This is a genomic window from Bacillus sp. FSL P2-0099, assembly GCF_038007445.1.
In the GTDB taxonomy this organism is placed as follows: domain Bacteria; phylum Bacillota; class Bacilli; order Bacillales; family Bacillaceae_G; genus Bacillus_A; species Bacillus_A mycoides.
In genome coordinates, this window is sequence record NZ_JBBOXE010000001.1 from 1,594,383 (window position 1) to 1,619,407 (window position 25,025).

Annotated in this window: 29 protein-coding genes; 23 read left to right on the forward strand and 6 right to left on the reverse strand. The window is 34.1% G+C overall.

From position 1 onward, the window contains the following. Window positions 1-113: 113 nt before the first annotated feature. The 3 genes from MKY90_RS08210 to MKY90_RS08220 all read right to left on the reverse strand — a co-directional run bounded on the left by MKY90_RS08210 (window position 114) and on the right by MKY90_RS08220 (window position 2,116). Window positions 114-1,331, reverse strand: a complete 1,218-nt coding sequence (locus tag MKY90_RS08210) for an MFS transporter (RefSeq protein ID WP_341091001.1) — start codon at window positions 1,329-1,331, stop codon at window positions 114-116. 6 nt (window positions 1,332-1,337) lie between these two features. Next, window positions 1,338-1,805 (reverse strand): VOC family protein, encoded by a 468-nt coding sequence (locus tag MKY90_RS08215; RefSeq protein ID WP_088039090.1) that lies wholly within the window; start codon window positions 1,803-1,805, stop codon window positions 1,338-1,340. Between the two features lie 194 nt (window positions 1,806-1,999). Beyond that, the gene (locus MKY90_RS08220; protein ID WP_000007805.1) at window positions 2,000-2,116 is read right to left on the reverse strand and encodes a YjcZ family sporulation protein; all 117 of its coding nucleotides are present in this window, start codon (window positions 2,114-2,116) and stop codon (window positions 2,000-2,002) included. Between the two features lie 295 nt (window positions 2,117-2,411). Here MKY90_RS08220 and MKY90_RS08225 point away from each other — a divergent pair, with 295 nt between their 5' ends. Both MKY90_RS08225 and hfq read left to right on the forward strand, forming a co-directional pair. Then, window positions 2,412-2,630 (forward strand): aspartyl-phosphate phosphatase Spo0E family protein, encoded by a 219-nt coding sequence (locus MKY90_RS08225; protein WP_002141097.1) that lies wholly within the window; start codon window positions 2,412-2,414, stop codon window positions 2,628-2,630. Between the two features lie 55 nt (window positions 2,631-2,685). Continuing rightward, window positions 2,686-2,874, forward strand: a complete 189-nt coding sequence (hfq, locus tag MKY90_RS08230) for an RNA chaperone Hfq (protein ID WP_002012071.1) — start codon at window positions 2,686-2,688, stop codon at window positions 2,872-2,874. Between the two features lie 38 nt (window positions 2,875-2,912). Here the strand turns inward: hfq and MKY90_RS08235 are convergent, their stop codons facing one another. Then, on the reverse strand, window positions 2,913-3,515 hold the full coding sequence (locus MKY90_RS08235; RefSeq protein ID WP_002030912.1) for an HD domain-containing protein: 603 nt from the start codon (window positions 3,513-3,515) through the stop codon (window positions 2,913-2,915). 172 nt (window positions 3,516-3,687) lie between these two features. Here MKY90_RS08235 and MKY90_RS08240 point away from each other — a divergent pair, with 172 nt between their 5' ends. From MKY90_RS08240 to MKY90_RS08270, 7 genes are all read left to right on the forward strand, one after another. Further along, entirely contained in the window at window positions 3,688-4,521 is an 834-nt protein-coding gene (locus MKY90_RS08240; RefSeq protein ID WP_088039091.1) for a flagellar motor protein MotP, read from the forward strand. A gap of 22 nt (window positions 4,522-4,543) precedes the next feature. Then, on the forward strand, window positions 4,544-5,221 hold the full coding sequence (locus MKY90_RS08245; protein WP_002012067.1) for an OmpA family protein: 678 nt from the start codon (window positions 4,544-4,546) through the stop codon (window positions 5,219-5,221). A 150-nt stretch (window positions 5,222-5,371) separates the two neighbouring features. Continuing rightward, complete coding sequence (locus tag MKY90_RS08250) at window positions 5,372-5,740, forward strand: response regulator (RefSeq protein ID WP_000940577.1); 369 nt, start codon at window positions 5,372-5,374, stop codon at window positions 5,738-5,740. Between the two features lie 129 nt (window positions 5,741-5,869). Continuing rightward, a complete protein-coding gene (locus MKY90_RS08255) occupies window positions 5,870-7,840 on the forward strand; it encodes a chemotaxis protein CheA (RefSeq protein ID WP_088039092.1) in 1,971 nt (656 codons plus the stop codon). Window positions 7,841-8,048: 208 nt separating this feature from the next. After that, on the forward strand, window positions 8,049-9,695 hold the full coding sequence (locus tag MKY90_RS08260; RefSeq protein WP_215591074.1) for a flagellar motor switch protein: 1,647 nt from the start codon (window positions 8,049-8,051) through the stop codon (window positions 9,693-9,695). Window positions 9,696-9,724: 29 nt separating this feature from the next. Beyond that, complete coding sequence (locus MKY90_RS08265) at window positions 9,725-11,089, forward strand: transglycosylase (protein WP_341091009.1); 1,365 nt, start codon at window positions 9,725-9,727, stop codon at window positions 11,087-11,089. A 27-nt stretch (window positions 11,090-11,116) separates the two neighbouring features. Beyond that, entirely contained in the window at window positions 11,117-11,833 is a 717-nt protein-coding gene (locus tag MKY90_RS08270; protein ID WP_341091011.1) for a hypothetical protein, read from the forward strand. Window positions 11,834-11,870: 37 nt separating this feature from the next. Here MKY90_RS08270 and MKY90_RS08275 read toward each other — a convergent pair whose 3' ends face one another. Together MKY90_RS08275 and MKY90_RS08280 are read right to left on the reverse strand one after the other, a co-directional pair. Next, window positions 11,871-12,653: a CheR family methyltransferase gene (locus tag MKY90_RS08275; RefSeq protein WP_142344638.1), complete on the reverse strand. Its 783-nt coding sequence runs from the start codon at window positions 12,651-12,653 to the stop codon at window positions 11,871-11,873. 39 nt (window positions 12,654-12,692) lie between these two features. After that, window positions 12,693-13,190: a flagellar motor switch protein FliG gene (locus tag MKY90_RS08280; protein ID WP_002030924.1), complete on the reverse strand. Its 498-nt coding sequence runs from the start codon at window positions 13,188-13,190 to the stop codon at window positions 12,693-12,695. 143 nt (window positions 13,191-13,333) lie between these two features. Between MKY90_RS08280 and MKY90_RS08285 the strand changes: the two genes are divergently transcribed. The 14 genes from MKY90_RS08285 (at window position 13,334) to fliI (ending at window position 24,952) form a co-directional block, all read left to right on the forward strand. Next, window positions 13,334-13,798: a YaaR family protein gene (locus MKY90_RS08285; protein ID WP_002141107.1), complete on the forward strand. Its 465-nt coding sequence runs from the start codon at window positions 13,334-13,336 to the stop codon at window positions 13,796-13,798. 15 nt (window positions 13,799-13,813) lie between these two features. Then, entirely contained in the window at window positions 13,814-14,266 is a 453-nt protein-coding gene (locus MKY90_RS08290; protein ID WP_002064619.1) for a flagellar export chaperone FlgN, read from the forward strand. 17 nt (window positions 14,267-14,283) lie between these two features. Next, the gene (flgK, locus tag MKY90_RS08295) at window positions 14,284-15,582 is read left to right on the forward strand and encodes a flagellar hook-associated protein FlgK (RefSeq protein WP_002141110.1); all 1,299 of its coding nucleotides are present in this window, start codon (window positions 14,284-14,286) and stop codon (window positions 15,580-15,582) included. Window positions 15,583-15,865: 283 nt separating this feature from the next. Next, the gene (locus MKY90_RS08300; protein ID WP_341091017.1) at window positions 15,866-16,729 is read left to right on the forward strand and encodes a flagellar hook-associated protein 3; all 864 of its coding nucleotides are present in this window, start codon (window positions 15,866-15,868) and stop codon (window positions 16,727-16,729) included. Between the two features lie 19 nt (window positions 16,730-16,748). Beyond that, complete coding sequence (locus MKY90_RS08305; RefSeq protein WP_002012051.1) at window positions 16,749-18,128, forward strand: flagellar hook-associated protein 2; 1,380 nt, start codon at window positions 16,749-16,751, stop codon at window positions 18,126-18,128. A 22-nt stretch (window positions 18,129-18,150) separates the two neighbouring features. Beyond that, the gene (locus MKY90_RS08310) at window positions 18,151-18,519 is read left to right on the forward strand and encodes a flagellar export chaperone FliS (RefSeq protein ID WP_002012050.1); all 369 of its coding nucleotides are present in this window, start codon (window positions 18,151-18,153) and stop codon (window positions 18,517-18,519) included. Then, window positions 18,509-18,781 (forward strand): hypothetical protein, encoded by a 273-nt coding sequence (locus tag MKY90_RS08315; RefSeq protein WP_002141115.1) that lies wholly within the window; start codon window positions 18,509-18,511, stop codon window positions 18,779-18,781. The genes MKY90_RS08310 and MKY90_RS08315 overlap by 11 nt, the downstream gene beginning before the upstream one ends. A 344-nt stretch (window positions 18,782-19,125) precedes the next feature. Further along, window positions 19,126-19,611 carry a flagellar basal body rod protein FlgB gene (gene flgB / locus MKY90_RS08320; RefSeq protein WP_002064629.1) on the forward strand — a complete coding sequence of 162 codons (486 nt, stop codon included), beginning with the start codon at window positions 19,126-19,128 and terminating at the stop codon, window positions 19,609-19,611. A 21-nt stretch (window positions 19,612-19,632) separates the two neighbouring features. Next, the gene (flgC, locus tag MKY90_RS08325; protein WP_002030933.1) at window positions 19,633-20,046 is read left to right on the forward strand and encodes a flagellar basal body rod protein FlgC; all 414 of its coding nucleotides are present in this window, start codon (window positions 19,633-19,635) and stop codon (window positions 20,044-20,046) included. Window positions 20,047-20,063: 17 nt separating this feature from the next. Then, window positions 20,064-20,363, forward strand: a complete 300-nt coding sequence (gene fliE, locus MKY90_RS08330) for a flagellar hook-basal body complex protein FliE (protein WP_215587558.1) — start codon at window positions 20,064-20,066, stop codon at window positions 20,361-20,363. A gap of 22 nt (window positions 20,364-20,385) precedes the next feature. Continuing rightward, complete coding sequence (gene fliF, locus MKY90_RS08335; RefSeq protein ID WP_341091018.1) at window positions 20,386-21,960, forward strand: flagellar basal-body MS-ring/collar protein FliF; 1,575 nt, start codon at window positions 20,386-20,388, stop codon at window positions 21,958-21,960. A 13-nt stretch (window positions 21,961-21,973) separates the two neighbouring features. Continuing rightward, window positions 21,974-22,978, forward strand: coding sequence for a flagellar motor switch protein FliG (gene fliG / locus MKY90_RS08340; protein ID WP_002030936.1), 1,005 nt, complete (start codon window positions 21,974-21,976; stop codon window positions 22,976-22,978). After that, a complete protein-coding gene (locus MKY90_RS08345) occupies window positions 22,965-23,651 on the forward strand; it encodes a FliH/SctL family protein (protein ID WP_033706611.1) in 687 nt (228 codons plus the stop codon). Before fliG ends, MKY90_RS08345 begins: the two co-directional genes overlap by 14 nt. Next, window positions 23,648-24,952: a flagellar protein export ATPase FliI gene (gene fliI, locus MKY90_RS08350; protein ID WP_002086485.1), complete on the forward strand. Its 1,305-nt coding sequence runs from the start codon at window positions 23,648-23,650 to the stop codon at window positions 24,950-24,952. Before MKY90_RS08345 ends, fliI begins: the two co-directional genes overlap by 4 nt. Window positions 24,953-25,025 lie beyond the last annotated feature (73 nt).

Genomic DNA, 25,025 nt, shown 5'->3' on the forward strand with positions numbered 1-25,025 from the left:
TCTCAAATAGCATTCACGTATAGGGCCCATTAACGAATATGGTTGACATTTTCAAATAATTGTATTGTTACGCAGCGCTAATAAATGAGATCAAATAAAATTTGGTGAAGAATCTATTGATTATCAATAGATTCTTCACCAAGCTCACCGCGATAAAACAAGAAAAGCCATATAAAACTAACAAAAATACAGCATATAGCTAACAAGCTACCAATCACTTGAGGAGAAAGGATTTCTAAAAACCATCCTGTAATAAACATAGATAACTGAATAAGCGATCCGTAGATGGAATAATGAAATGAAAAAACTTTACCAATCATGTTTTCTTGCGTATACGTTTGTAGTAATGTCGTATCAAGTGGAACGATGATACCTCCTGCTATACGCATACAGAGTAATGTAATGATACCGATAATAAGTTGATCGGATAGAATAAATCCGAGAAAGAAAATTCCTTGTAGTAAATAGGCCCAACCAAATGCTCTTTTCATTTTGTCTTCATTTTTAGACAGATAAAGATTAACGAGGAGACTGCCAATCATAAGTCCAGCCCCTTGAACCGCATATAAAATACCAATGTTAGTGTGGAAGATTCTTTCGGCATAGATTGTTAGAAGTAACTGATAGGCACCTCCAATAATGCCCCATGAAATGCCGACAAGAATTAATGTTAAAATAATTTTGCTTTGTAATATGTATGTATAACCATCTTTTATATCAGTGAAAAACGCTTTTTTCTTGCTAAAAGTGTCACGAGAAGGGATCTTTATTTTATAAATAATATAGGCTGAAATAAAGTATGATAGGCTATTAATAAAAAAGGCAATCTCGATACTTAAAGATTGTGCAATGAGCCCACCTAAAGAAGCTCCCATAATAGACATAAAACCATTGATTGTACTAGAAAGAGAGTTAGCGGTTACGAAATGCTTTTGATGTACGATATTTTTTAGAGTTGATTGCTTAGCAGGCTCGAATAAGCAAGAGAGTACCGCTAAACATATATTAGAAACGAAAATAATTTCAATCTTGTAGAATGCTAATAAATAAGTGAGGACGATAATTCCTCGTAAAATATCGGTAAAAATCATAATTTTCTTTTTTGAAAAACGATCTACAATTCCGCCTATGAATGGGCTCAGAAGAAGTTGAGGTAACCCTTTGCTCATAAAGGTGAGTGCTAACATAAATGAAGATTCTGTTATGTTATAGACGAGTGTTAATAAAGCGACAGTATGAAACCAATCCCCAAGTACACTTAATGTTTGACCGAAAAATAGTCTTTTGAAGTTTGTATTTGTTTTAAGAAGCCTGTAATAAGAAATTGACATGAGAAATTAAACCTTATCTATAAGTGATGCCTGTACTTGTTTTTTCCATTCACTTAAATACATTTTCTCTGCTTTAGGTAGTCCAACAGGCAATTGTGTAATGAATTCTAAACTATTTCCATCAGGATCGTTAAAATATACGGAGGCGTGTGCTAATTCTGGAAAAACGATTGGTTCAATTGGTTCCATTCCAAAGTCTTTTCGTGCTGAAATTCCTTTCTGTTTGAGCCAGTGTATTGCGTTTTCTAAATCGTGTAAGCTTACTTGGAAGGCGATATGTCGTAAGGCTGGATGATAATTGACTTTGTATTCTTTTCCTTCCCAAAGACCAATCCAACTTGCATTTTCTACAATCCAAAAGAAGGCGATATCTTTGTCTCTTTTATATAATTTCAGCCCTAGTGATTCATAAAAAGGTATCGAAATTTCTAAATTACAGACAGGTAAATGTGCTTCATAAAGACCTTTAATCATCATAATCCTCCTTAGTAAAAACGTTTTCTTATTCAATAGTAAACGATGTTTTGTTTATTGAAATCGCAAAATAGAAGGAGAATAAACTCATACGAAAGTATGAAAAAACAGCTCAATTATGAGCTGTTTTCATATAGTTTTTAGTTAACATATTTCATTCATTTAGAGTTTAGCGAAAAGGATACGTATTATATTTAAAACCCTCCGCCGCCACCCCAACAGCTACATCCGATAATGATTAGAAGGATGAATAGCACGATGAGTAAAGCAAATCCACCGCCGAAACCAGCGCAACTACCACCAAAGCTCATGTTTTTTCCTCCTTTTTAGGAAATTAATCTATATAACTAATGGATTACTTTATAAGATATGTTTTTATTTAGAAAAGGAGCAAGTCTTACTTCTAATTAGACAAGAGCCTGTGATCGGATTTAAATGTGATATTTACTTTGCTTCATAGCGAAATGGTAAAACAATGTGGAAGTGTATACTAGGTGAATGTATTGCAAATGAAAGGGGTATGTAACTTACAATTACATTAAAATTTCTTTTCATAAATATAAAATTTGTAAAAAAAGCCATTTTTTTATTTTTTTATGAGTGGAAATGTACTATAATTTTACAAGTAATATTATGGGAAAAGGGAGTTTTAGTATAGAGATGGAGATGGGACAATTACACAATAAAATAGAACATAAAAAGAAAGAGTTAATTCAACTTGTTGCTAGGCATGGATTAGATCATGATAAAGTTTTGTTATTTAGTCGAGATTTGGATATACTAATTAATAAGTTTATGAATATAAAAGGCAAAGTATGTAAGTGATTAATCTTTAATTTTTTATATTAGGATTATTTACTGATAAAGGAGAGAACAGTTATTGGAACATTTACAAGAAGAGTTGTATAAACAAATAAAAGAAGAAAAAGGTGCAGTTACTATATTTTTAAAGAGCGGAGTAAGAATAGTAGGGGAAGTAGTTGGAGTAGATAGATTTACAGTATTAATATTAGTAGATGGAAAACAACAACTTATTTATAAGCAGGCAATATCAACAATTATGAAATAAGACACTCATTTTGAGTGTCTTATTTCATAATTAAATGGTTATTGTTTACATGCTTCAACGTCAATGCCAGCAGCTAGTAATTTTTTTTCTCCGTCTTGTTCAATGATTTTTTGTAATCTAGATAAGAAAGAGTCAAAATCTGTATGTTTACCAACTTGGAAAGTCATTTTATGCTCAATTGGTAGCCAAGTATCAATATCAGCTTCGTTATGCTGAATTTTCACTTCAAGTTTATCAAGTGCGTTAGCAACTTTTGCTTCATACGTTTCTTTCGCTTCGAACTCCATCCATAAATCGTATAATTCCACGCCGAGAGGACCTTCTAGTGTACGTTTAATATTTAAAATGGCCTCTAGCTCATTTTTCTGTTTTTGTAATTGTAATTCACGGCTATTCATCGTATCAAAGGCAGGAATATCACCAGCTTCTGCTTCGACAAGGTCATGAATAATAACCATTTTAAGTAATTTTTCTATATTTACTTTTTGATCCAAATAAGGCTCAACTAAGATAGCCATTAGGGACATACGCCACGTATGTTCAGCAACACTTTCTTGACGTCCGTTAGAAAGCCAACTATGTCGCATTTCATATTTTAGTTTTTCTGCTAATGCAATGACTTGTAAAATGTTATGTTCCATCGTGATCCTCCTCATATTTCCATACTATAATTCTAATATAGAAATGAAATGTGTCAATTTAATGAGTATATTGCGATAAATAGATGATACGCGTATAATGATTGTTATATGTGAAAACGCATTATTAAAATAAAAAAATGTTTTACGAAAACGAAAAAGGAAGGGCAGGAATATGGGAGACGAAAATCAAGGATTAGCTAGACCGCAAAGGAAAAAAAGGAAGTTTGATATTTCTAGCCCCTTTGGCATTGTAGTAGGTTTCGTTATTTTAATTGCAGCGATCATGCTTGGCGGTGGTGGAATAAAAGCTTTTAAAAATTTCTTAGATGTTTCATCTATTTTGATCGTTATAGGGGGAACAACAGCGACAATTATTGTGGCATATAGATTTGGAGAAATAAAAAAATATACGAAAAGTATTTTTACTGTTTTACATAGAAGAGAGGAAAATCTAGAACAGTTAACGGATTTGTTCGTTGATTTTTCAAGGAAGTCTAAAAAACATGGTTTACTCTCGTTAGAAGTTGATGGAGAGCAAGTAGACAATCCTTTTATTCAAAAGGGGATTCGTTTAATGTTAAGTGGATATGATGAAGCAGAATTAAAAGAAGTATTAATGAGAGATGTTGAAACAGAAGTATATGAGTTAAGAAAAGGAGCAACATTATTAGATAAGATTGGTGATTTCGCTCCAGCGTGGGGTATGATAGGAACTTTAATTGGTCTTATTATTATGCTTCAAAACTTGCAAGATACAGCGCAAATTGGTACAGGAATGGCAGTTGCTATGTTGACGACATTGTATGGATCTGTTATTGCAAACATGATTGCAATACCGTTATCTGAAAAAGTGTATCGTGGCATTGAAGATTTGTATACAGAGAAGAAGTTTGTAATAGAAGCAATCACAGAGCTTTACCGAGGACAAATTCCTTCTAAGTTAAAGTTAAAACTTGATACATACGTATATGAAACGAAGATAAAAAAAGAAAAACGAGCAGCCTAATATTTCAAGGAGTGGTATGGTGATGATAAAACGACCGCAAAAAGGATCGCCTCGTTGGATGACGACTTTTACTGATTTAACGATGTTGTTATTGACTTTTTTTGTACTATTAGTTGCTACATCAAAACAAGATACAGTAAAATTATCGAAGATGCTTGAAAAGTTTAGTGATGCAGAACAAGTGGATGCGAAAGTAATGGAAGGTACAATACCAGATATTTCACATGAAAAAAATGATGAAAAAGCAGTTTCAAAAAAACGAATGGATGAATTGTATAAAAAGTTAAAAGCATATGTAGATAATAATGGTGTTAGTCAAGTGAATGTATATCGAGAAGATACAGGTGTTAGCATCGTTATAGTAGATAACTTAATATTCGATACAGGCGATGCGAATGTTAAGCCGGAAGCAAAAGAAGTAATTAGTCAATTAGTAGGGTTCTTTCAATCGGTACCAAACCCAATTGTTGTAGAAGGACATACAGATAGTAGACCGATTCATAATGAAAAATTTCCTTCCAACTGGGAATTATCTTCAGCACGAGCAGCTAATATGATTCACCACTTAATTGAAGTGTATAATGTAGATGATAAACGATTAGCAGCGGTAGGATATGCGGACACAAAACCAGTAGCATCAAATGATTCACCGCAAAATTGGGAGAAAAACCGGCGCGTTGTAATATATATTAAAGAATAATATATTTCCATTTTATTAATAAAATAATAAAAATACAGAAATTCTTTTAAAAAAATATTAAATTTTCTCGTTTTATTTTGTATAATGAGTGAGAATGATAAGGTGAAATATTAAGATATATTTATACATAGAGGGAGAGAACCAAAAAGAATGGCACATAAAATTTTAGTTGTAGACGATGCAATGTTTATGCGAACAATGATTAAAAACTTATTAAAAAGTAATTCAGAATTTGAAGTTATCGGTGAAGCAGAGAATGGGGTAGAAGCGATTCAAAAGTATAAAGAACTTCAACCTGATATTGTAACACTAGATATTACTATGCCAGAAATGGACGGACTTGAAGCATTAAAAGAAATTATGAAAATTGATTCGAGTGCAAAGGTTGTTATTTGTTCTGCAATGGGACAACAAGGTATGGTATTAGATGCAATTAAAGGCGGGGCAAAAGACTTTATTGTAAAGCCATTCCAAGCCGATCGTGTTATCGAAGCTTTAACAAAAGTAGCAAATAGCTAATATAGAAGGGGTGCCACAAAGAATCAAATCAATGATAGCGGATAGACGTGTGGCCCCCTTTTTTCTCGTTGTAAAACACTAAATTGTTATACATAAATGAAATGTTTGTTAGACAGGTAGGGGATTAAAATGCAAACAGATCTATTAAATATATTTTTTGAAGAAGCAGAAGAACATTTACAGTCGCTAAATGAAAATGTGCTAAATTTAGAACAGAATCCTGCAGATATGGGTGTTGTAGGGGAAATATTCCGCTCAGCTCATACATTTAAAGGTATGTCTGCGAGTATGGAATTTGCGGAAATGGCAGATTTAACTCATAAGATGGAAAATGTTTTAGACGAAATCCGTCATGGAAATATGATGGTGAATGCTAATATTATTGATGTTATTTTTGAGTGCATTGATAATTTAGAAAAGATGGTTACAGATGTGCAGCAGGGCGGAATGGGTAATATTGATGTTGTATCTACAAAGCATAAATTAGAAGCATTATTAAATGGGAATGTAGAAGCTTCTATGGAACAAGTAGAGCAAAGTAGTATAAACAATGATGATACAGTTTCACATGAAGTATATATAACCGTCGAACAACAAGCCATTTTAAAAGCAGTACGTGCCATTATGTGTATTGAAGCATTACAAAATGTAGGGGATATACAAAAAACGGTTCCAAGCATTGAAGAAATCGAAGCGGATGCTTTTGGATTTGAGTTTACAGTATATATGGATACTGATCGTAGTGTTGAAGAATTGAAACAGGTGGTGCTTCACGTTTCTGAAATTGAGAAAGTAGAAGTGAAGCAAGGAGATATAGCTGAAGAAGGAATCGTACAATCTATTGCAGCAACGCAGCTGGATCCATCTCTAGAGGCACGAACTCCAACAGCTAGTACTACACCGGCTAAAAGTAATACAAAAACGAAAAATGCTAAAGTAGAGAATCGTTCTATTCGTGTTCAGTTAGAAAAAATCGAAAGATTAATGAATATGTTTGAAGAAAGTGTAATTGAGCGTGGACGAATTGATGAATTAGCAGAAACGATTCAAAATAAAGAGTTAATCGAGCATTTAAATCGATTAGGGGATATTTCAAAAGATATCCAAAATGTATTATTAAATATGCGTATGGTACCAATTGAAACGGTCTTCAATCGTTTTCCGCGTATGGTACGTATGTTAGCGAAAGATTTAGGTAAAAAAATCGATTTACAAATTAAAGGTGAAGATACTGAAGTTGATAAAATTGTTATTGACGAAATTGGTGATCCACTCGTTCATTTAATTCGTAATGCAATTGATCATGGTATTGAAACTGTCGAAAACCGACGTGATGCCGGGAAAAATGAGACAGGTACTATTAAATTAGAGGCGTTTCATAGTGGAAATCATGTCGTAATTCAAATTACTGATGATGGAAATGGTATTCATAAAGGAAAAGTATTAGAAAAAGCGATAAAAAATGGTGTTGTAACGGAATCAGAGGCAAATAAATTAACGGATCGTGAAGTTTTTGATCTTATCTTCCAACCGGGATTTAGTACAGCGGAAGTTGTATCTGACCTTTCTGGACGTGGGGTTGGATTAGATGTTGTTAAACATACGATTCATAGTTTAGGTGGGCATTTAATTATTGATTCTGAAGAAGGAAAAGGAAGTACATTCAGAATTGAACTTCCTTTAACATTGTCTATTATTCAATCAATGCTTGTTCAAACAAATGATAAGCGTTATGCCTTGCCTCTTGGCAATATTGCTGAAGCCATTCGAATTAAGAAAGAAGACATACAATCGTTACAAGGGAAAGACGTTTTAAACTATCGCAATCAAATTATTGAAGTGAAACATTTAAGTACTGTATTTGGTGAAAAAACAGTAGATGAGGCGTTCGCATCATATGATAGTCAAATGGTTCCTGTGTTAATTGTTCGTAATACACATCGTAGCTATGGACTTATCGTAAACACAATTATCGGTCAAAGAGAAATAGTTTTAAAGTCATTAGGTGATTTCTTTGCAGAGAGCTCTAACTATTTCTCTGGTGCGACAATTCTCGGTGATGGACGAGTGGTCCTCATTTTAAACCCAGAAGGTTTATAATAGGAATGAAGGAAGCTCCCCACTTGTATACAATTGGGGAGCTTTTTGGGTAGAATTAATAATATAAGTATATGAAAACCGTCGTTTACACATATTGTGGAAGTAAATACATGTTCACAATTCGGATGATAAGTTTGGTAAAATATAACGAGTGTAATAGAGAGTTTAAATCATTTGATAGAAAAACAAAAATGAGGAGGCAGGAAAAATGCCTGAGCAACACACAAAAGGGGATACTGGCACAATTGTGCTAGAAAAAGAAAATGAACATTTAACGCCTCAAGAATGCGATATTCTTGGTGAAATCGCTAATATATCATTTGGTTCAGCTTCGACTGTATTATCAACAATTTTAAATAGGCAAGTAAGTATTACTGCTCCTCAAGTAGAATTGGTAGATTTATATGATACAAGTGATGTTGAAATTCCACATGTTGTATTAAATATCCATTTCACAAAAGGATTAGATATGGAAAATCTTCTTGTTCTTCAACAAGATGTTGCTTTATCTATTGCTGATTTAATGATGATGGGAACAGGTGAAGTTGAAGAGGGAAAAGAGCTTGGTGAATTAGAGCTAAGTGCAGTACAAGAAGCTATGAATCAAATGATGGGATTCGCAGCAACATCTATGTCAGAATTCTTCCAAGATACGGTAGACATGTCTCCGCCAACAATTAAAGTTGTGCAACTTACAGAAGAGATGGAGAAGATTTCTGGTATTAATGGGAATAATATGGTTGTTAAAGTATCGTTTGAATTAAAAATAGATAATCTTGTGAATTCTCAGCTTGTACAGGTTGTTTCAGTTGAACATGCGAAGCGAATGATAAATAAATTGTTACAATTATCTGGTGGTGTGGAAGAAGAAATAGATGAGCCGGCGGAAGTGCAGGAAACTGAGATTGTAGAAGAGCATGTAGAAAAAGAGCAATTAACACAAGAAGAGAAAGATGTGCTTGGTGAAATTGCGAATATTTCAATCGGTTCGGCTTCAACAGTACTATCGACGCTTTTAAATCAGCCTGTCACTATTAGTACACCAAATGTAGAGGCGATTAATGTTCGTCATTATGAAGGAGTACCGGTTCCGTTTGTTATTTTAAATGTCGATTTTGTTGAAGGACTAAAAAATGAGAATGTATTCGTATTTACGAAAGATGTTGCTTTAACAATGGTAGATTTAATGATGATGGGAACGGGTGAAATTGATCCGGAGAAAGAGCTAAGTGAATTAGAGTTAAGTGGCATTAAAGAAATTATGAACCAAATGATGGGGCATGCTGCAACAGCGATGTCAGAAATGTTTAAAGAAAAAATGGATATGACACCACCAGACGTTAAATTTGTTTCTTTAAAAGAAGAAATGGAGTATTTGGGAGAGTCGATGGCAGTTGACGAACTCGTTCAAATTACTTTTAATCTTGAAATTGGTGATCTCCTTCAATCAAAGATGTATCAAATACTACCGATATCAGAAGCGAAAGAAATGGTTAGAAGACTTCTATATCCAATGGTGGAAGAGCAAGAAGAAATAGTTGAGGAAGTTGTTGAAGAGGAAGAAATTCCTGCACCAGTCGTACAGCCAATTGAATATAAAGAAGTCAAGCAAGTTGAACCAGTATATATGGATACATCTATTCTACAAAATGTAGAAATGAATGTTAAATTTGTATTTGGAAGTACAGTGAGAACAATTCAAGATATTTTAAGTCTACAAGAAAATGAAGCGGTCGTACTTGATGAAGATATTGATGAACCGATTCAAATTTATGTGAACGATGTATTAGTGGCGTATGGAGAACTTGTAAATGTAGATGGGTTTTTCGGAGTAAAAGTGACGAAATCGCTATAAGGCGTCAAAATAGGAGTTTGAACAAATAGATGAAAAAAGTAAAGTTTTTTCTAGTTAGTTGGCTATTCTTACATATATGCATATTTTCACCATCACAAGGGCAGGCAGAAGAAAAAAGTGTACAAGATCAAAATATAAGCGAAATGAATGACCAAGAGGGAAAAAATAAAGAAGTTCAGGAACAGCCGGAACAAGTGGAAATGCCCTCGGTTGAAGATGAAAAAAAAGTAGTAGAAAATGAGCAAGGGAAAGAACAAAAAGAAGAAAGAACGATAGAAACAGACCGAGGGGTTATTACAGTTAATAAGCAGGAGCTAAAGGTTGGCGAAGAAGTGTGGATTGCTGTAGAACCAAATGAAAAAAACATTCAAAGTGTAAAAGGTATATTACAATTACAAAAAAATGGTGAGCAGTACAGACAAGAGAGAATAATATCTTTTGAGTATGAAGAAGAAACGAAGCGATGGATCGCTAATTATAAGGCCGGAATATATGATTTACAAGGTGATTGGAACCTTAGGCTCGTTGAAAGCTATAAAGAAGATGAGAAGGAAGAAGTAATAGAGAACGAATTAAATGTCCCGCTCATTCGTATAAACAATGAAGCACCAACTATAGATAAAGAATTGCCAAAGTTAGAGAAAGTTAGTATTGATGAGGCAAAAGGGAACTTAATTGAACGGAAAAAGGGAGAATCCGTTCATATACGAGTACAAACGGTAGATATAGAATCGGTTGTTAAAGAAGTGCGCGTTATATTAAAAGGAAAAGAAGACGGTAACGATATTACTTTTTTATTAGACTATAATAAACGCGACATGGATTGGCAGAAAATATTTGAAATAACAGAAGCTTTACCTGTTGGGCCGCATCAACTTATTGTGGAAGTAACAGATGGGGCAGGTAACAAACTTGTGACAGAGAGTGAATATATCGTTTCTATCATCGAACAAAAAGTGAAAGATGATGAAAAGATAGAAGAGCAAGAGAATCAAAATGAAGTAGAAGATAAGAAAGAAATTGAGAAGCAGGAAGATCCGAAAATAGAGATGCCACTTCCAGAAGAAAAACTTCCAGTTGTTCAAATTCCAAAGCAAGAAGAGAAAGTGAACTCTTATATAAAAGAGCCGTTGAAAGAAAAAGAGGAAATCAACTACGTTATAAAAGAGTCGTTAACAGACAACAAGGAAGTAAATAATGTGAAGGTTCATAAAGAGAAAAAAAGCGAAAATGACAATCAAGTCGTTTCTAAAAAGAAAGAGAAAATAGAAGAACAACAAGAAAAGAAAGAGGAAAAAAGTGAGCAGGGAGTACAGGCTTCTAATGTGTTTGCTGTTATGTCAGGATTATTTGTACTATTTTTAGTTTTAAAGAGTAATAAAGAGTGGGGCTAATAATTTGATAGTAGTGGAGGCGCTTAGATGGAAATTAAACGTACTACAATTGAAAATAAGACGCTACAACCATTAAAACAGCCTGCAGCTATTTCAGAACATGAAATTCAGAAAGAACGAAAGCGGAGTAACCTTGTGTTTACTGGGCAGCCCAAAATCATTTCGAAAAACAATGAAATAGGGATTTTGCTTGCAAGTTTAGGTGATGGAAAGATTGTAAAAGAAATGCTTTCTAAGGAAATGGATACGGTGTTGCAGTTGTTTTCAAAGTTACATATGTTGTCCGAGGAAGGAAAGCAATCGGAAAAAATATATGAACAAATTGTTAGAAGTTTACAAGGGATTATTAAGCAAGCGTATATAAAAGATATTCCGTTACTCGATGGGACGTATGATTTCGCTGAAGTACAGCTTTCATTCGGGCGAAAAGTACATATTCCTTTACTTGACGTAAGTGCTCTCATTTCTAGAGTGGAAAGTGATTCTTCAGAAGGAAATATAAATTTAATGATAACGGTTATTACAGCTTACATGACGAAATTGTCTAATGAAACAATCTTAATTAGCGGTACAGATCGTATTTCTAAAGAACGTGATGTGAGCGTGTGGAGAGCACTTGCAGAAATGAATATGACGCAATTATCTCATGCGTTGAAACATACGATTCAAGAGCATAAATGGTCTGTTACGGCTCTATTTCTCTTCATGTGGGTTATAGGTATCATATTGATTCGTATTATATAATAAAAAAGGTCGTCATTTTAATTATGACGACCTTCTTTTATACTTTTTCGTAAAAGAATGTATCAAAGCGCTGAAGATTGTAGCGTTCAGGTGTTAAAATTTGTTCAGTGCTACCAACGAATAGTACGCCGCCCTTTCGTAATGAACGACTAAACTTTTCATAGAGCTTTACTCTTGCTTCTTCTGTAAAGTAAATCATTACATTACGACAAATGATTAAATCGTAGTTTGTATCGAATGACTGCATTAATAAATCATGTTGTTTGAATGTGACTTGTTGTTTAATGTTTTGATGCAATATATATGTATCATCTTCTTTTGTGAAATGACGCTGTTTCAAATCATTAGGTAATTCTTTTAAAGAGCGTTCTGTATATTGACCGCGTTTTGCAGTTTCTAAAATATGGTAATCGAGATCTGTTGCTTGGATTTCAAAGCGAAATGGAGCTAGATGCTTCGATAAGATTAAAGAGAGTGTATACGGCTCTTCACCAGCAGCACAAGCGGCACTCCATACTTTTAATTTACCATTATTTTGTTCAAGTAGCTTTGGTAGAGCTTTCGTCTCTAACGTTTGCCAGCGATCTTTATTTCTGAAAAATTCTGATACGTTAATTGTAATATAGTCAATAAAACTTAAAAATAACGTTTGATCAGTACGTAAATGATTTGAAAAGTTTGTGTAATTTTCAAAACCTTTTCTCGAAATGAAAGCATCGATTCTTCGGCGCATTCTATCTTGTTTATAGGAAGCAATATCCATATTAAATTGTTGTTTAAAACTCGTGATAAAATAATCATAATCTTGTTCAGTTTTCATATTTACAATAGGCACAATAACGATATTGTGCCTCCCCCTTTACATCATACGAATTTTTTGTTCAAAGCTTTTTTTCATCTGCTTTTCATGTAAGCCTGGTAAATCATAAATAACAGCATCAATTCCTGCTTCTTTTGCAACGTCAACGGGAATGACAGACGTATGTTTATCTCCGTTATAAAAACAGAGAACTAAATCGGTATCTTCGACAATTTGCTTTACAAAAAACATATAATCTGATCGATAAATGGAGTCGGAAGGATGATCAAAAGCGATATACTCGGCTCCGTGTTTTTTTAAGTAATCAACGACTTCTTGAAATTCGTCTGTTAATACTTGTAACGGTTGTAGTGTGTAAAGGCATAAATTTTGAGCGAGCCTTTCATTTTCAATGAAAAAACGAAGAACTTCATTTTCAATAGATTTATAACATAATATGTAAATTTTATGTTTGTGAGCATAGTCAATTAAAAATTTTTTTATTTCTTCCTGATCTAATGCTGTTAATTGATTTGAACCACAAAGAAAAATATTCATAGATTTGTGCCACCTCATGCTAAATTGTAACATATCTTCTATAAAAAATAACTGCAAAATATCATTGTACAGAGTATAATTATAAATAACTAGATTTTACGATTAAGTTTAGAAGGAAATAAAAAAATAAATAGGTGATATATATGCTGCGTTCTATCTCGCATAATCCAATTTTATCGCATATACCGCCTGCTACTCAAATGCCGAAAGAAGCAAATGTCAGGACAGGACTTGCTTTTTCGGATAATTTGCATGCAGATCCGAAAAACGATAAATTGTTAGAACAAATGGAAGCACTTGTTGATAACATTGGAGAAATTAAAGAGAAAATCGAATTAGAGTTAACGCTCGATAATGTAATGGAATACAAAAATACTGTAAAATCATTTTTGAATTTTTACGTTGATAACGTATTGCAGTATAAAGATGTTATGTCTCGTCATCCGCGTTACGGATATTCGCAGAAAATGACGATCGTAAAACAAGCTGAAATGGGATTAACTGAGTTAGAAGATGTTATGAATTTAATTAATACGAAAACAGGGCATTTAGAAATGTTAAATCAAATTGGAGAAATTCATGGTTTGATTGTAAATTTAGTCTTGTAAAGGAAAGGAAGCTATATGTACATACAATTATATGAAAAGCTCGTTATTATTCAAAAGGCATATGAAAATATTCAAACGCTTGGGGAACAAATATATGAGAATTTAAAAAATAAAAATGTAAATGCAGTTCAAAAGTTGCAAGTAGAGCAATTGCAGTACATAGAAGGTGTTAAAGGATTATCGCGATCTTTTGAGGAAATGGTTGTTCAGCTTTGTAAAGAAAAACAAGTTGAACCGTTGCGTATGCGTTCGCTATTTTCGTATTTTTCACAGGAAGAAAATGAAAAAATGGAAGAATTACAAAAAAGTTTAAACGAATTAGAAGAAAATGTAAAAATGATTCTTTTGAAAAATCAATATTACTTAAACGTACTATTAAAAACTACAGAAAGTATTGTGGATTCCGTTTCTGAATACAATTTGGAGAAAAACAATAATTCGCAAATCTTTATGAATGAACTATTGTAAAGGAGAAGTGAAGCATTATGAGATTATCTGATTATAATACGCCGTTATCTGGTATGCTAGCGGCCCAAATGGGATTACAAACGACAAAACAAAACTTATCTAACATTCATACGCCGGGTTATGTTCGTCAAATGGTAAATTACGGATCTGTTGGAGCAAGTAACGGTCATACGCCTGAACAGAGAATCGGTTATGGTGTACAAACATTAGGAGTTGACCGTATTACAGATGAAGTGAAAACGAAGCAATTTAATGATCAGTTGTCACAGTTCTCTTACTACGCATATATGAATTCTACTTTATCGCGAGTAGAGTCTATGGTAGGAACGACAGGGAAAAATTCATTATCTAGTTTAATGGATGGATTCTTCAATGCTTTTCGGGAAGTTGCAAAAAATCCAGAACAACCAAACTATTACGATACATTAGTTTCTGAAACTGGGAAGTTCACAAGTCAGATAAATCGTCTTGCGAAAAATTTAGATACAGCAGAAGCACAGACGACAGAAGATATTGAAGCACATGTGAATGAATTTAATCGTCTTGGTGCTAGTTTAGCAGAGGCGAATAAAAAAATTGGGCAAGCAGGGACACAAGTACCTAATCAACTATTAGACGAACGTGATCGCATCGTTACAGAGATGTCTAAGTATGCCAATATTGAAGTATCTTATGAATCTATGAATCCTAATATCGCGAGTGTTAGAATGAACGGTGTTTTAACAGTAAATGGACAAGATACATATCCACTTCAATTAAATAAAGAAAAAGAACCAATGTCTGTTGCGATTTATGGATCGGATATTCCTTTAAATGGTGGAGCAATTCAATCAGCGATAGATACGAAAGCGAAGATTGCTAGTTATAAGAAAAACCTTGAAGAATTAATGAGTTCTGTAAAAGGTCAAGTGAATACAGTGATGGGAAAAGATTTCTTCGTTGGAGATCATGCGAAAGATATTCAGTTAAACCCTGAATTCGCAAAAGATGTTTCGAAAATGAAAATCTCTGCTGAAACAGCAAATAAACTAGCAGGAATTACAGATGGAGATTATAAAGAAGGTCTTTCTTATAAACAAGCATTAGACCAATTTATAGTTGGTGTAGCTTCTGATAAAAGTGCAGTGAATGCTTATCAAAATATTCATAAAGATTTATTAGAAGGTATTCAACAAGAAAAAATGAGTATTGAAGGCGTAAATATGGAAGAAGAAATGGTTAATTTAATGGCTTTCCAAAAATATTTTGTCGCAAACTCTAAAGCTATTACGACGATGAATGAAGTGTTTGATAGTTTGTTTTCGATTATTAGATAACATGTAGAAGGATCGAAAAAGCTTTTATTGTGATGGAAGAGAGGGTCCGGCGCAGGGTAGAAGCGGACAGAGCCTTTTAGTGGACCGAGCGATGTTAGACCAGAGATATGAGATGGTTGAATGGGAAGTTAAGGGGGAGAATAGCCATGTTTAGCAAGCGTCCTCCCCCATGTAAATTAAATGAAAACGAAAAGGTCTTTTTTTATGAGGGAAGAGGATAGCTGTATATAGGTGCGGTTTCTTCTTCGCGCCAATTCAAATATAGATAAAGGAGAAGGTAAAGATGAGAGTATCTACATTTCAAAATGCAAACTGGGCAAAGAATCAGATGATGGATTTGAATGTGCAACAGCAATATCATCGAAATCAAGTAACTTCAGGTAAGAAAAATCTTTTTATGAGCGAAGACCCACTTGCGGCAAGTAAATCATTTGCGATTCAGCATTCGTTAGCAAATATTGAACAAATGCAAAAAGATTTAGCGGATTCGAAAAATGTATTAACACAAACTGAAAATACATTACAAGGTGTTTTTAAATCTTTAACAAGAGCGGATCAATTAACAGTACAAGCGCTAAATGGGACGAATAGTGAAAAAGAATTGAAGGCAATCGGTGCAGAGATTGATCAAATTTTAAAACAAGTTGTATATTTAGCGAATACGAAAGAGCAAGGCCGTTATATTTTCGGTGGGGATAGCGCTGAACAAGTTCCATTCACAGAAGATGGTACGTATCAAGGTGGAAAAAATGATGTGAACTGGCAACTAAATGACGGTTATCAATTAAAAGCATTTCGTAACGGAGAAGAATTATTATCCCCAGTTATAAAAACGTTAAAACAGATGAGTGAAGCACTGAATAACGGTGATCAAAAAGCTTTGCAACCGTTATTAGGAGAAAATAAGAAGAACTTAGATAGCGTCATTAACCGTACAACTGAAGTTGGTTCAACAATGAACACAATGGAAACGTTTAAAACAATTTTAAGCGAGCAAAATTTAGCGCTTCAAGAAAATCGTAAAGAAATTGAAGATGTTGATTTAGCGGTAGCAATTTCTGACCTAGCGTATATTAATGCAACGTATGAAGCAACGCTTAAAGCAGTTAGTACGATGAGTAAAACGAGCATTTTAGATTATATGTAAACAATAAGGAGTGAGAAATATGGCAGGGACGTTAACAGGTATTGGTGGTAGACAACAGATTTGGAACCTCGGAAATAATATGATCGATACTTCTAACTTTGTAGAATTAGAAATGCAAGCGTTAGATATGAGAAAAGCACCGTATACGAAAGAAAAGAGTGATCTTTCAAACGATAAACTATTATATACAAGTTTAAAATCAGAATTTAGTTCTTTTACACAGACTTTTAAAAACTTAGCAGCTTTTAAAGGAAATGAGAAAAAGGTAACAACATCACAAGACGGTTATATTAATGTAAAAGCTGATGGTGGAGCGATTGCAGGAACTTTTAATATGACGATTACACAGCTTGCACAACGTCATCAAATAGCCTCTAATAAGATTGCTGATATAAATGCGAAGCTTCCTAAAGATGAAACATTACAACTAGGCGGTAAAGAACTAAAAGTAACAACTGATATGACATATAAAGATTTAATTAACAAAATTAATGACGGAGATTATGGTGTATCGGCTTATACACTTGGAGATAAAATCTTTATGTCCTCGAAAAAAGAAGGAACAGATGGAGAAATTAATTTTAAGGGGAACACATCTACACTGTTTCAAGATATTGGTTTAGCTAAGGCGGATGGGACAGCAGTCAATACAATTAATGAAGCGCAAAATGCCAAATATAGTATTAATGGTATTGAAACTGAAAGTTTTACCAATACAATTGAAGCTCTTCCGGGCGTGAAAATTGAATTGTTAAAAGTAACTGAGCCGAAAGCAGAAGGAACACCAGATGCAGGTACAACAACAGATCCAAAAGCAAAAGGTATAGATCTGAAGTTTACAGTAAGTGACTCAAACGTAACAGATGCATCGAATGTTATTAAAAAGATGGTGGCGGATTATAATAAAGCTGTTTCTACAGTAGATATCTTTGCTGGGAAAGGTGGAGCTTTCCAAGGTCAAGCCATTATGCAAAGTGTACGTCAAGCGATGAATAATGTCGTGACATTTTCTCAAGACGGTAATTATTTATTCTCATTTGGTATCCAATTAAAGCAAGACGGGACGATGGAAGTTAATGATGAACAATTAACAAAAGCGTTAAAAGACAAGCCGGATGCAGCGAAGCAATTTTTCTTTGGTTCTAACGGTTTAGGGAAGATGATGGAAGAACCACTTGATAAACTATTTGGTGATAAAGGTGTAGTCGGAGAGCGTGTAAAAAACATCGATTCACGTGTAAGTGATTTAGATAAAAAGATTAAAGATATTGAAACACAAAATCTGCAAAAACAAGATGAGATTGTGAAGAAGTATCAAAAGCTAGAAAGTACATTAGCGGCGCTAGATAGCCAACTAAAAACAATTAAAGCAATGACAAAACAAAAAAGTGATGATTAATGAAAGTTAAGGAAGTGATTGTATGCAAGCATGGCAACGTTATATGCAAAATGATATTATGACGAGTAATCCAATTAAAAATACAATTTTTATTTATGAAAGATGTATCGTTGAGTTTCGTAATTTAGAAGAACTTTTAAATACTTTTAAACTACAAGAAGGAGATGCGCTTCTTGAAAAATTAGAACGTATTTTTGAAGAGTTAAAGCTTCAATTAAATCCTGAGATTACTAAAGATTTATATGATAGTCTATTCGGTTTATACGATTGGATTAGCATTCAAATTCAGACGATGAAAGTAACGCGTGAAGCAAAAGACATGGATGCGATTGTACAAGTGTTACAAGATTTAATAGACGGTTACCGCGGAGCACTCGAAAATGAACAATGATATTTATCGAGCGTTTGTCGGCTGTTTTAATGAAATCGGTGAATTGCAAGTATCAGATGGGGAATTTGCTGAGAAGAGTGCAATGTTAAATCGCTGGATGATGACATTGGATGAAGAGACGCGCGCAGATGTTGCAGCGGAAGTGAGTCCATTAATAATTAAGGCAGCACAGCATATTCGAGATAAGCAAAAATTTTTGGAAGAAATGATTATGACAAATGATGGACGAATGAAAGCGAATTCGTTTTACGGTAAATTTTAATGGTAAATTAAGGAAATGGATACCCCTTTTAAAAGGGGATCCATTCCATTGTTTGAATAAGGCGTTCCGCTGATTGAGGTTTCACTTTATGACTGTAATAAAAAGAATGGTAATAATCCAAACAATGAAAAATAAGATGTCTTTATTTTATAGAGAGAAGTGTATGGAAGCTCTTTTTTTATTGTTTATATATCAAAATGTTACATGGATTACTACGCGTATACAGTTTTTTATATTCTTTTTTATATTTTTGTATTTTTCTAAAGACAACAATGGAAAAATGGAATAAAATATGTAAGGGTACATAATAGATAATATTTTAATAAATAAATACATATAGGAAAATGAATAATAAAGTGAAACTTCCATCAGTGGATGATCATGCGCTAAACGAGCATGATGGAAAAGGAAGGGTGTGGAATATGCCAGATTTAGTTAGTGATGTAAGTCATTATATGAACTATTTAGTAACGAAGCGAAATACCGTTTCTAGTAATATTGCAAATGCGAATACACCTGGCTATAAAGCACAAGATGTAACATTTGCTGAGAAAATGAATATGAGCAGTGCATTATACAAAAAAAATGCTGCGGATTTAAAGAGTAATCCAGATTTATATCAAACGAATGTAATGCACTTACCGACAGCAAATACGAAAAATACATACGCAAAGATTCAAACGAAATCAATGCAAACGAATAAAGATGGAAACAGTGTTGATGTAACGACAGAAATGCTAGATTTAATGAAAACAAACCAATTATACGGTGTTTCAATTAATGCAATTAATACGCAATACGCTATTAACCAAGCAGCACGTGGACGTTAATAGTTAAAAGGAGAGACAAAGATGTTTCAGGCAATTAATGCAAGTGGTTCAGGGCTAACTACAGCGAGAAAATGGATGGAAGTTACTTCTAACAATATCGTAAATGCAAATACGACGGGAGCACCGGGTGCAGAGCCGTATCACCGTCGAAGTGTAGTATTAGAATCAAATAATAGTTTTGCAAGTATGCTAGATGGAGCTCCTACTAACGGAGTGAAAATAAAAAGTATTGAAACGGATCGAAATGAAAATCTTGTGTATGATCCGACGCATCCGCATGCAAATGAAGAAGGATATGTACGTTATCCGAACATTGATGTGACAGCTGAGATGACGAATGTAATGGTTGCTCAAAAAATGTATGAAGCAAATACAAGTGTATTAAATGCGAACAAAAAAATGCTCGATAAAGATTTAGAAATCGGCCGAGGATAAGAGGGAAGAGGGGAAATATGAAAATTCAACCAATGTTAAATACACAGCCATTTGGAGCGATTCAGCCGATTGGCACACAGAAAACTTCAGAAAAATCTGTAGTTGAAGGCAAAAAGTTTATTGATTTATTGGAAGATATGAATCAAACGCAAAATAATGCCCAAACAGCAGTATATGATTTACTGACAAAAGGGGTAGGAGAAACGCATGACGTTTTAATTCAGCAGAAGAAAGCTGAATCACAAATGAAAACAGCTGCTCTCGTACGCGATAATCTTATTGAAAATTATAAGTCACTAATTAATATGCAAATTTAGGAAAATGGACGGGTGTATTTAAATGGAAAAGATAAAAAATGTTTTCCAATCGTTGAAAACGTGGCATAAGTTAGTGATTGGTGCTGCGCTTTTAGCGATTGCAACAGGAGCACTTTTATACTTCACCTTGCCAGATAAATATGTTGTTGTATATCAAAATTTAAATGATACAGATAAGCAAGAGATTACAGCAGAATTATCGAAGCTAGGTGTTGATTACCAATTAGCAGCCGATGGTTCGATTCGAGTGCAAAAGAACGATGCTCCATGGGTTCGAAAAGAAATGAATGGAATGGGCTTGCCGTTTAATTCAAAAAGCGGTGAGGAAATTTTATTAGAAAGCTCACTCGGTTCAAGTGAACAAGATAAGAAAATGAAGCAGATTGTCGGCACGAAAAAGCAATTGGAGCAAGATATTGTACGAAACTTCGCGACAGTTGAAACGGCAAATGTGCAAATTACATTACCGGAAAAAGAAACAATTTTTGATGAGGAAAAAGCGAAAGGGACAGCGGCAATTACTGTTGGTGTGAAACGTGGACAACTATTAACAGCTGATCAAGTTGCGGGTATACAGCAAATGATTAGTGCGGCAGTTCCTGGCGTGAAAGCAGAAGAAGTAAGTGTTATTGATAGTAAAAAAGGTATCATCTCAAAAGGAACAGATGAAGCGCATTCTAACAGTTCCTCTTCTTATGAAAAAGAAGTAGAGATGCAGCATCAAATTGAAGGTAAATTAAAGCAAGATATTGACGCAACGTTAATGACGATGTTTAAATCAAATGAATATAAAGTGAATACGAAAGTGTCTGTAAACTACGATGAAGTTACACGTCAGTCAGAAAAATATGGCGATAAAGGTGTACTTCGCAGTAAACAAGAGCAAGAGGAAAGTTCTACTGCGCAAGAAGGAGCAGATACGAAGCAAGGTGCGGGTATTACAGCGAACGGTGAAGTGCCGAACTACGGTACGAACAATAATCAAAACGGTAAAGTTGTCTACGATAATAAAAATGGTAACAAAATTGAAAACTATGAAATAGATAAAACAGTTGAAACAATTAAGAAACATCCGGAATTAACAAAAATAAATGTTGTTGTATGGGTAGATAACGATACGTTAGTAAAACGAAAAATTGATATGACAACATTTAAAGAAGCGATTGGCACAGCAGCTGGGCTTCAAGCTGATCCGAATGGAAACTTTACAAACGGTCAAGTTAACGTTGTAACTGTTCAGTTCGACCAGCCGAAAGTTGAAAAAGAGAAAGAGCCAGAAAAAAGTGGTATGAACTGGTGGTTATTCGGTGGAATTACAGCTGGCTTGCTAGCAATAATTGGCCTAGTATGGTTCTTCTTAGCAAGACGTAAGAAAAAGAGAGAAGAAGAGGAATATGAAGAATACTTAGCAGAAGAAGAAATTGCTGCTAGTAGTGAAAGTATCCTGGAAATTCCTGAAGAAAAAATAGTACCAGAGCCAAAGCCAGAACCGGTAGAACCATCAGAACCTACATTAGATGATCAAGTGCAGGAAGCTACGAAAGAGCATGTAGAAGGTACTGCAAAAGTAATTAAAAAATGGTTAAACGGACAGTAAGGGAGGAAAAACAATGTTAGATGAAATCTCCTCCAAAGAGAAAGCTGCCATCCTCATTCGTACATTAAACGAAGAGGTGGCAGCAAAAGTCATTGAATATATGACGGCTGAGGAAAAAGAAGTGTTACTTCGCGAAATCGCGAAGTTTCGTGTATATAAACCAGAAACGTTAGAAAATGTACTAGGGGAGTTTTTGTACGAACTAAATGTAAAAGAGTTGAATTTAGTAACTCCAGATAAAGAATACATTCGTCGTATATTTAAAAATATGCCAGAAGACGAGTTGGAAAAATTATTGGAAGACCTTTGGTATAACAAAGATAATCCATTTGAATTCTTAAATTCACTTACAGATTTAGAGCCACTTCTTACAGTGCTTAATGATGAATCGCCACAAACGATAGCGATTATTGCTTCTTATATTAAGCCGCAACTTGCTTCTCAATTAATTGAGAGATTACCAGATCATAAACGTGTAGAGACGGTAATGGGTATTGCAAAGCTTGAACAAGTAGATGGTGAATTAATTAATCAAATTGGTGAGTTATTAAAAGCAAAATTAAATAATATGGCATTTAGTGCTATTAATAAAACAGATGGATTGAAAACAATAGTGAACATTTTAAATAATGTTTCACGAGGTGTTGAAAAAACAGTCTTTCAAAAGCTGGATGAAGTCGATTATGCGTTATCTGAGAAAATTAAAGAAAATATGTTTGTCTTTGAAGACTTACTTGGTCTTGAGGATCTTGCGCTTCGCCGTGTATTAGAGGAAATTACAGATAACGGTGTTATCGCGAAAGCACTTAAAATTGCAAAAGAAGAAATTAAAGAGAAACTATTTACATGTATGTCTTCAAACCGTAGAGAGATGATTCTTGAAGAGTTAGATGGCTTAGGACCGCTTAAGATGACGGATGCTGAAAAAGCACAACAAACGATTACAGGTACGGTGAAAAAGTTAGAAAAAGAAGGAAGAATTATCGTTCAAAGAGGTGAAGATGATGTCCTTATTTAAAAACAGAATTCCGAAGAATTCTGTTTCTTTTTCTGAAGAAACGTATGAATTACAATTTCCGAAACCAGTATCAGTTCACATTGAAGAAGAGATACAAGTGGATCATGCAGAACTTCTTGCACAGCAAGATGCATTACATATTGAAATGAATCAACTAAGGCAGCAGCAGCAAATGCTAGAACGAGAGCGTCAGCAGTTGTTGCAAGATAAAGAACAGTTTCAAATGCATATTCATGAACAAATGGAACAGATGGAAGCAGCGCGTATACAGTTTCAAAAAGAACAACAAGAAACAGCATACGAATGGACAGAGTTATTATGGAATCAATCTTTTCAGTTAGCAGAAAAAGTAGTGAATCAAGCGGTAGATTCGCGCTTATTAGACGTTTTGCCGATTTTAACAGGCATCGTGCAAACATTGCCTACTTCATTTGAAAAATTAATTATAACGGTTCATCCAGAAACATTTGAACGTATACAAGAAGAGAAAGAAAATACGAAAGAGTATTGGCTACTACAATTAGTAGAATGGAAGTATGATTTTTCTTTACAGTTTGGCGAATTTGTTCTGGAAGAAGAGAAAGAGTTTTTTGAGTTTAAATTTGCGCCTATATTTGCGAAGCTTCGTCATAAGTGGGAAGAAGAGAAGTTGTTTGAGGAGCAAAATGTATGAACAACGAGCTAATGAATGAACATAATAAATGGAATACATTTATTGAAACACCGTTTTATACGAAAGTTGGCAAAGTTCATAGTGTACAAGAGCAGTTTTTTGTAGCGAAAGGTCCGAAAGCAAAGATTGGAGATGTTTGTCTCGTTGGAGAACATAGTGTCTTATGTGAAGTAATTGCGATTGAAAAAGAAAATAATATGCTACTTCCATTTGGACAGACAGAAAAAGTATGTTACGGAGATGCAGTTACATTAATTACAGAAGATGTCGTTGTTCCCCGTGGTAATCATTTACTTGGTAAAGTGTTAAGTGCAAATGGAAAAGTGTTAAACGAAGATGCCGAGAACATTCCACTGCAAAAAATAAAATTGGATGCACCGCCGATTCATGCATTTGAGCGTGAAGAAATTACAGATGTATTTGAAACGGGAATTAAATCAATTGATTCTATGTTAACGATTGGGATTGGTCAAAAGATAGGTATTTTTGCTGGATCAGGTGTTGGTAAATCTACTTTACTTGGAATGATTGCGAAAAACGCAAAAGCTGATATTAACGTTATTAGTTTAGTAGGTGAGCGTGGCCGGGAAGTAAAAGACTTTATTCGAAAAGAGTTAGGCGAAGAAGGTATGAAAAAAAGTGTCGTTGTTGTAGCAACGTCAGATGAAAGTCACCTTATGCAACTTCGTGCGGCTAAGCTTGCAACATCTATTGCTGAATATTTCCGTGACCAAGGTAATAACGTATTACTTATGATGGATTCTGTTACTCGTTTTGCTGATGCACGCCGAAGTGTTGATATTGCGGTAAAGGAATTACCGATCGGTGGTAAAACACTGTTAATGGAAAGTTATATGAAAAAGTTATTAGAACGATCAGGAAAAACGCAAAAAGGGTCAATAACAGGTATTTATACAGTGTTAGTTGATGGTGATGATTTAAATGGTCCTGTACCAGATTTAGCTCGTGGTATTTTAGATGGACATATTGTATTAAAACGTGAGCTCGCAACTCTTAGTCATTACCCTGCCATTTCTGTATTAGATTCGGTAAGTCGGATTATGGAAGAAATCGTATCGCCGAACCATTGGCAGGTTGCAAATGAAATGAGAAAAATTTTATCTATTTATAAAGAAAATGAATTGTATTTCAAATTAGGAACAATTCAAGAGAATGAAGAAAATGCCTATATTTTTGAATGTAAAAATAAAGTAGAAGGTATTAATACGTTTTTAAAACAAGGTCGAACGGATAGTTTTCATTTTGAAGATATTGTCCAAGCGATGCACCATATTGTATAAGACCTCATGCTCATGCCTTGGGGTCTTATTTTTTTGTTTTTTAATATTTCACAGATTTTTTTGTAAAAAAACT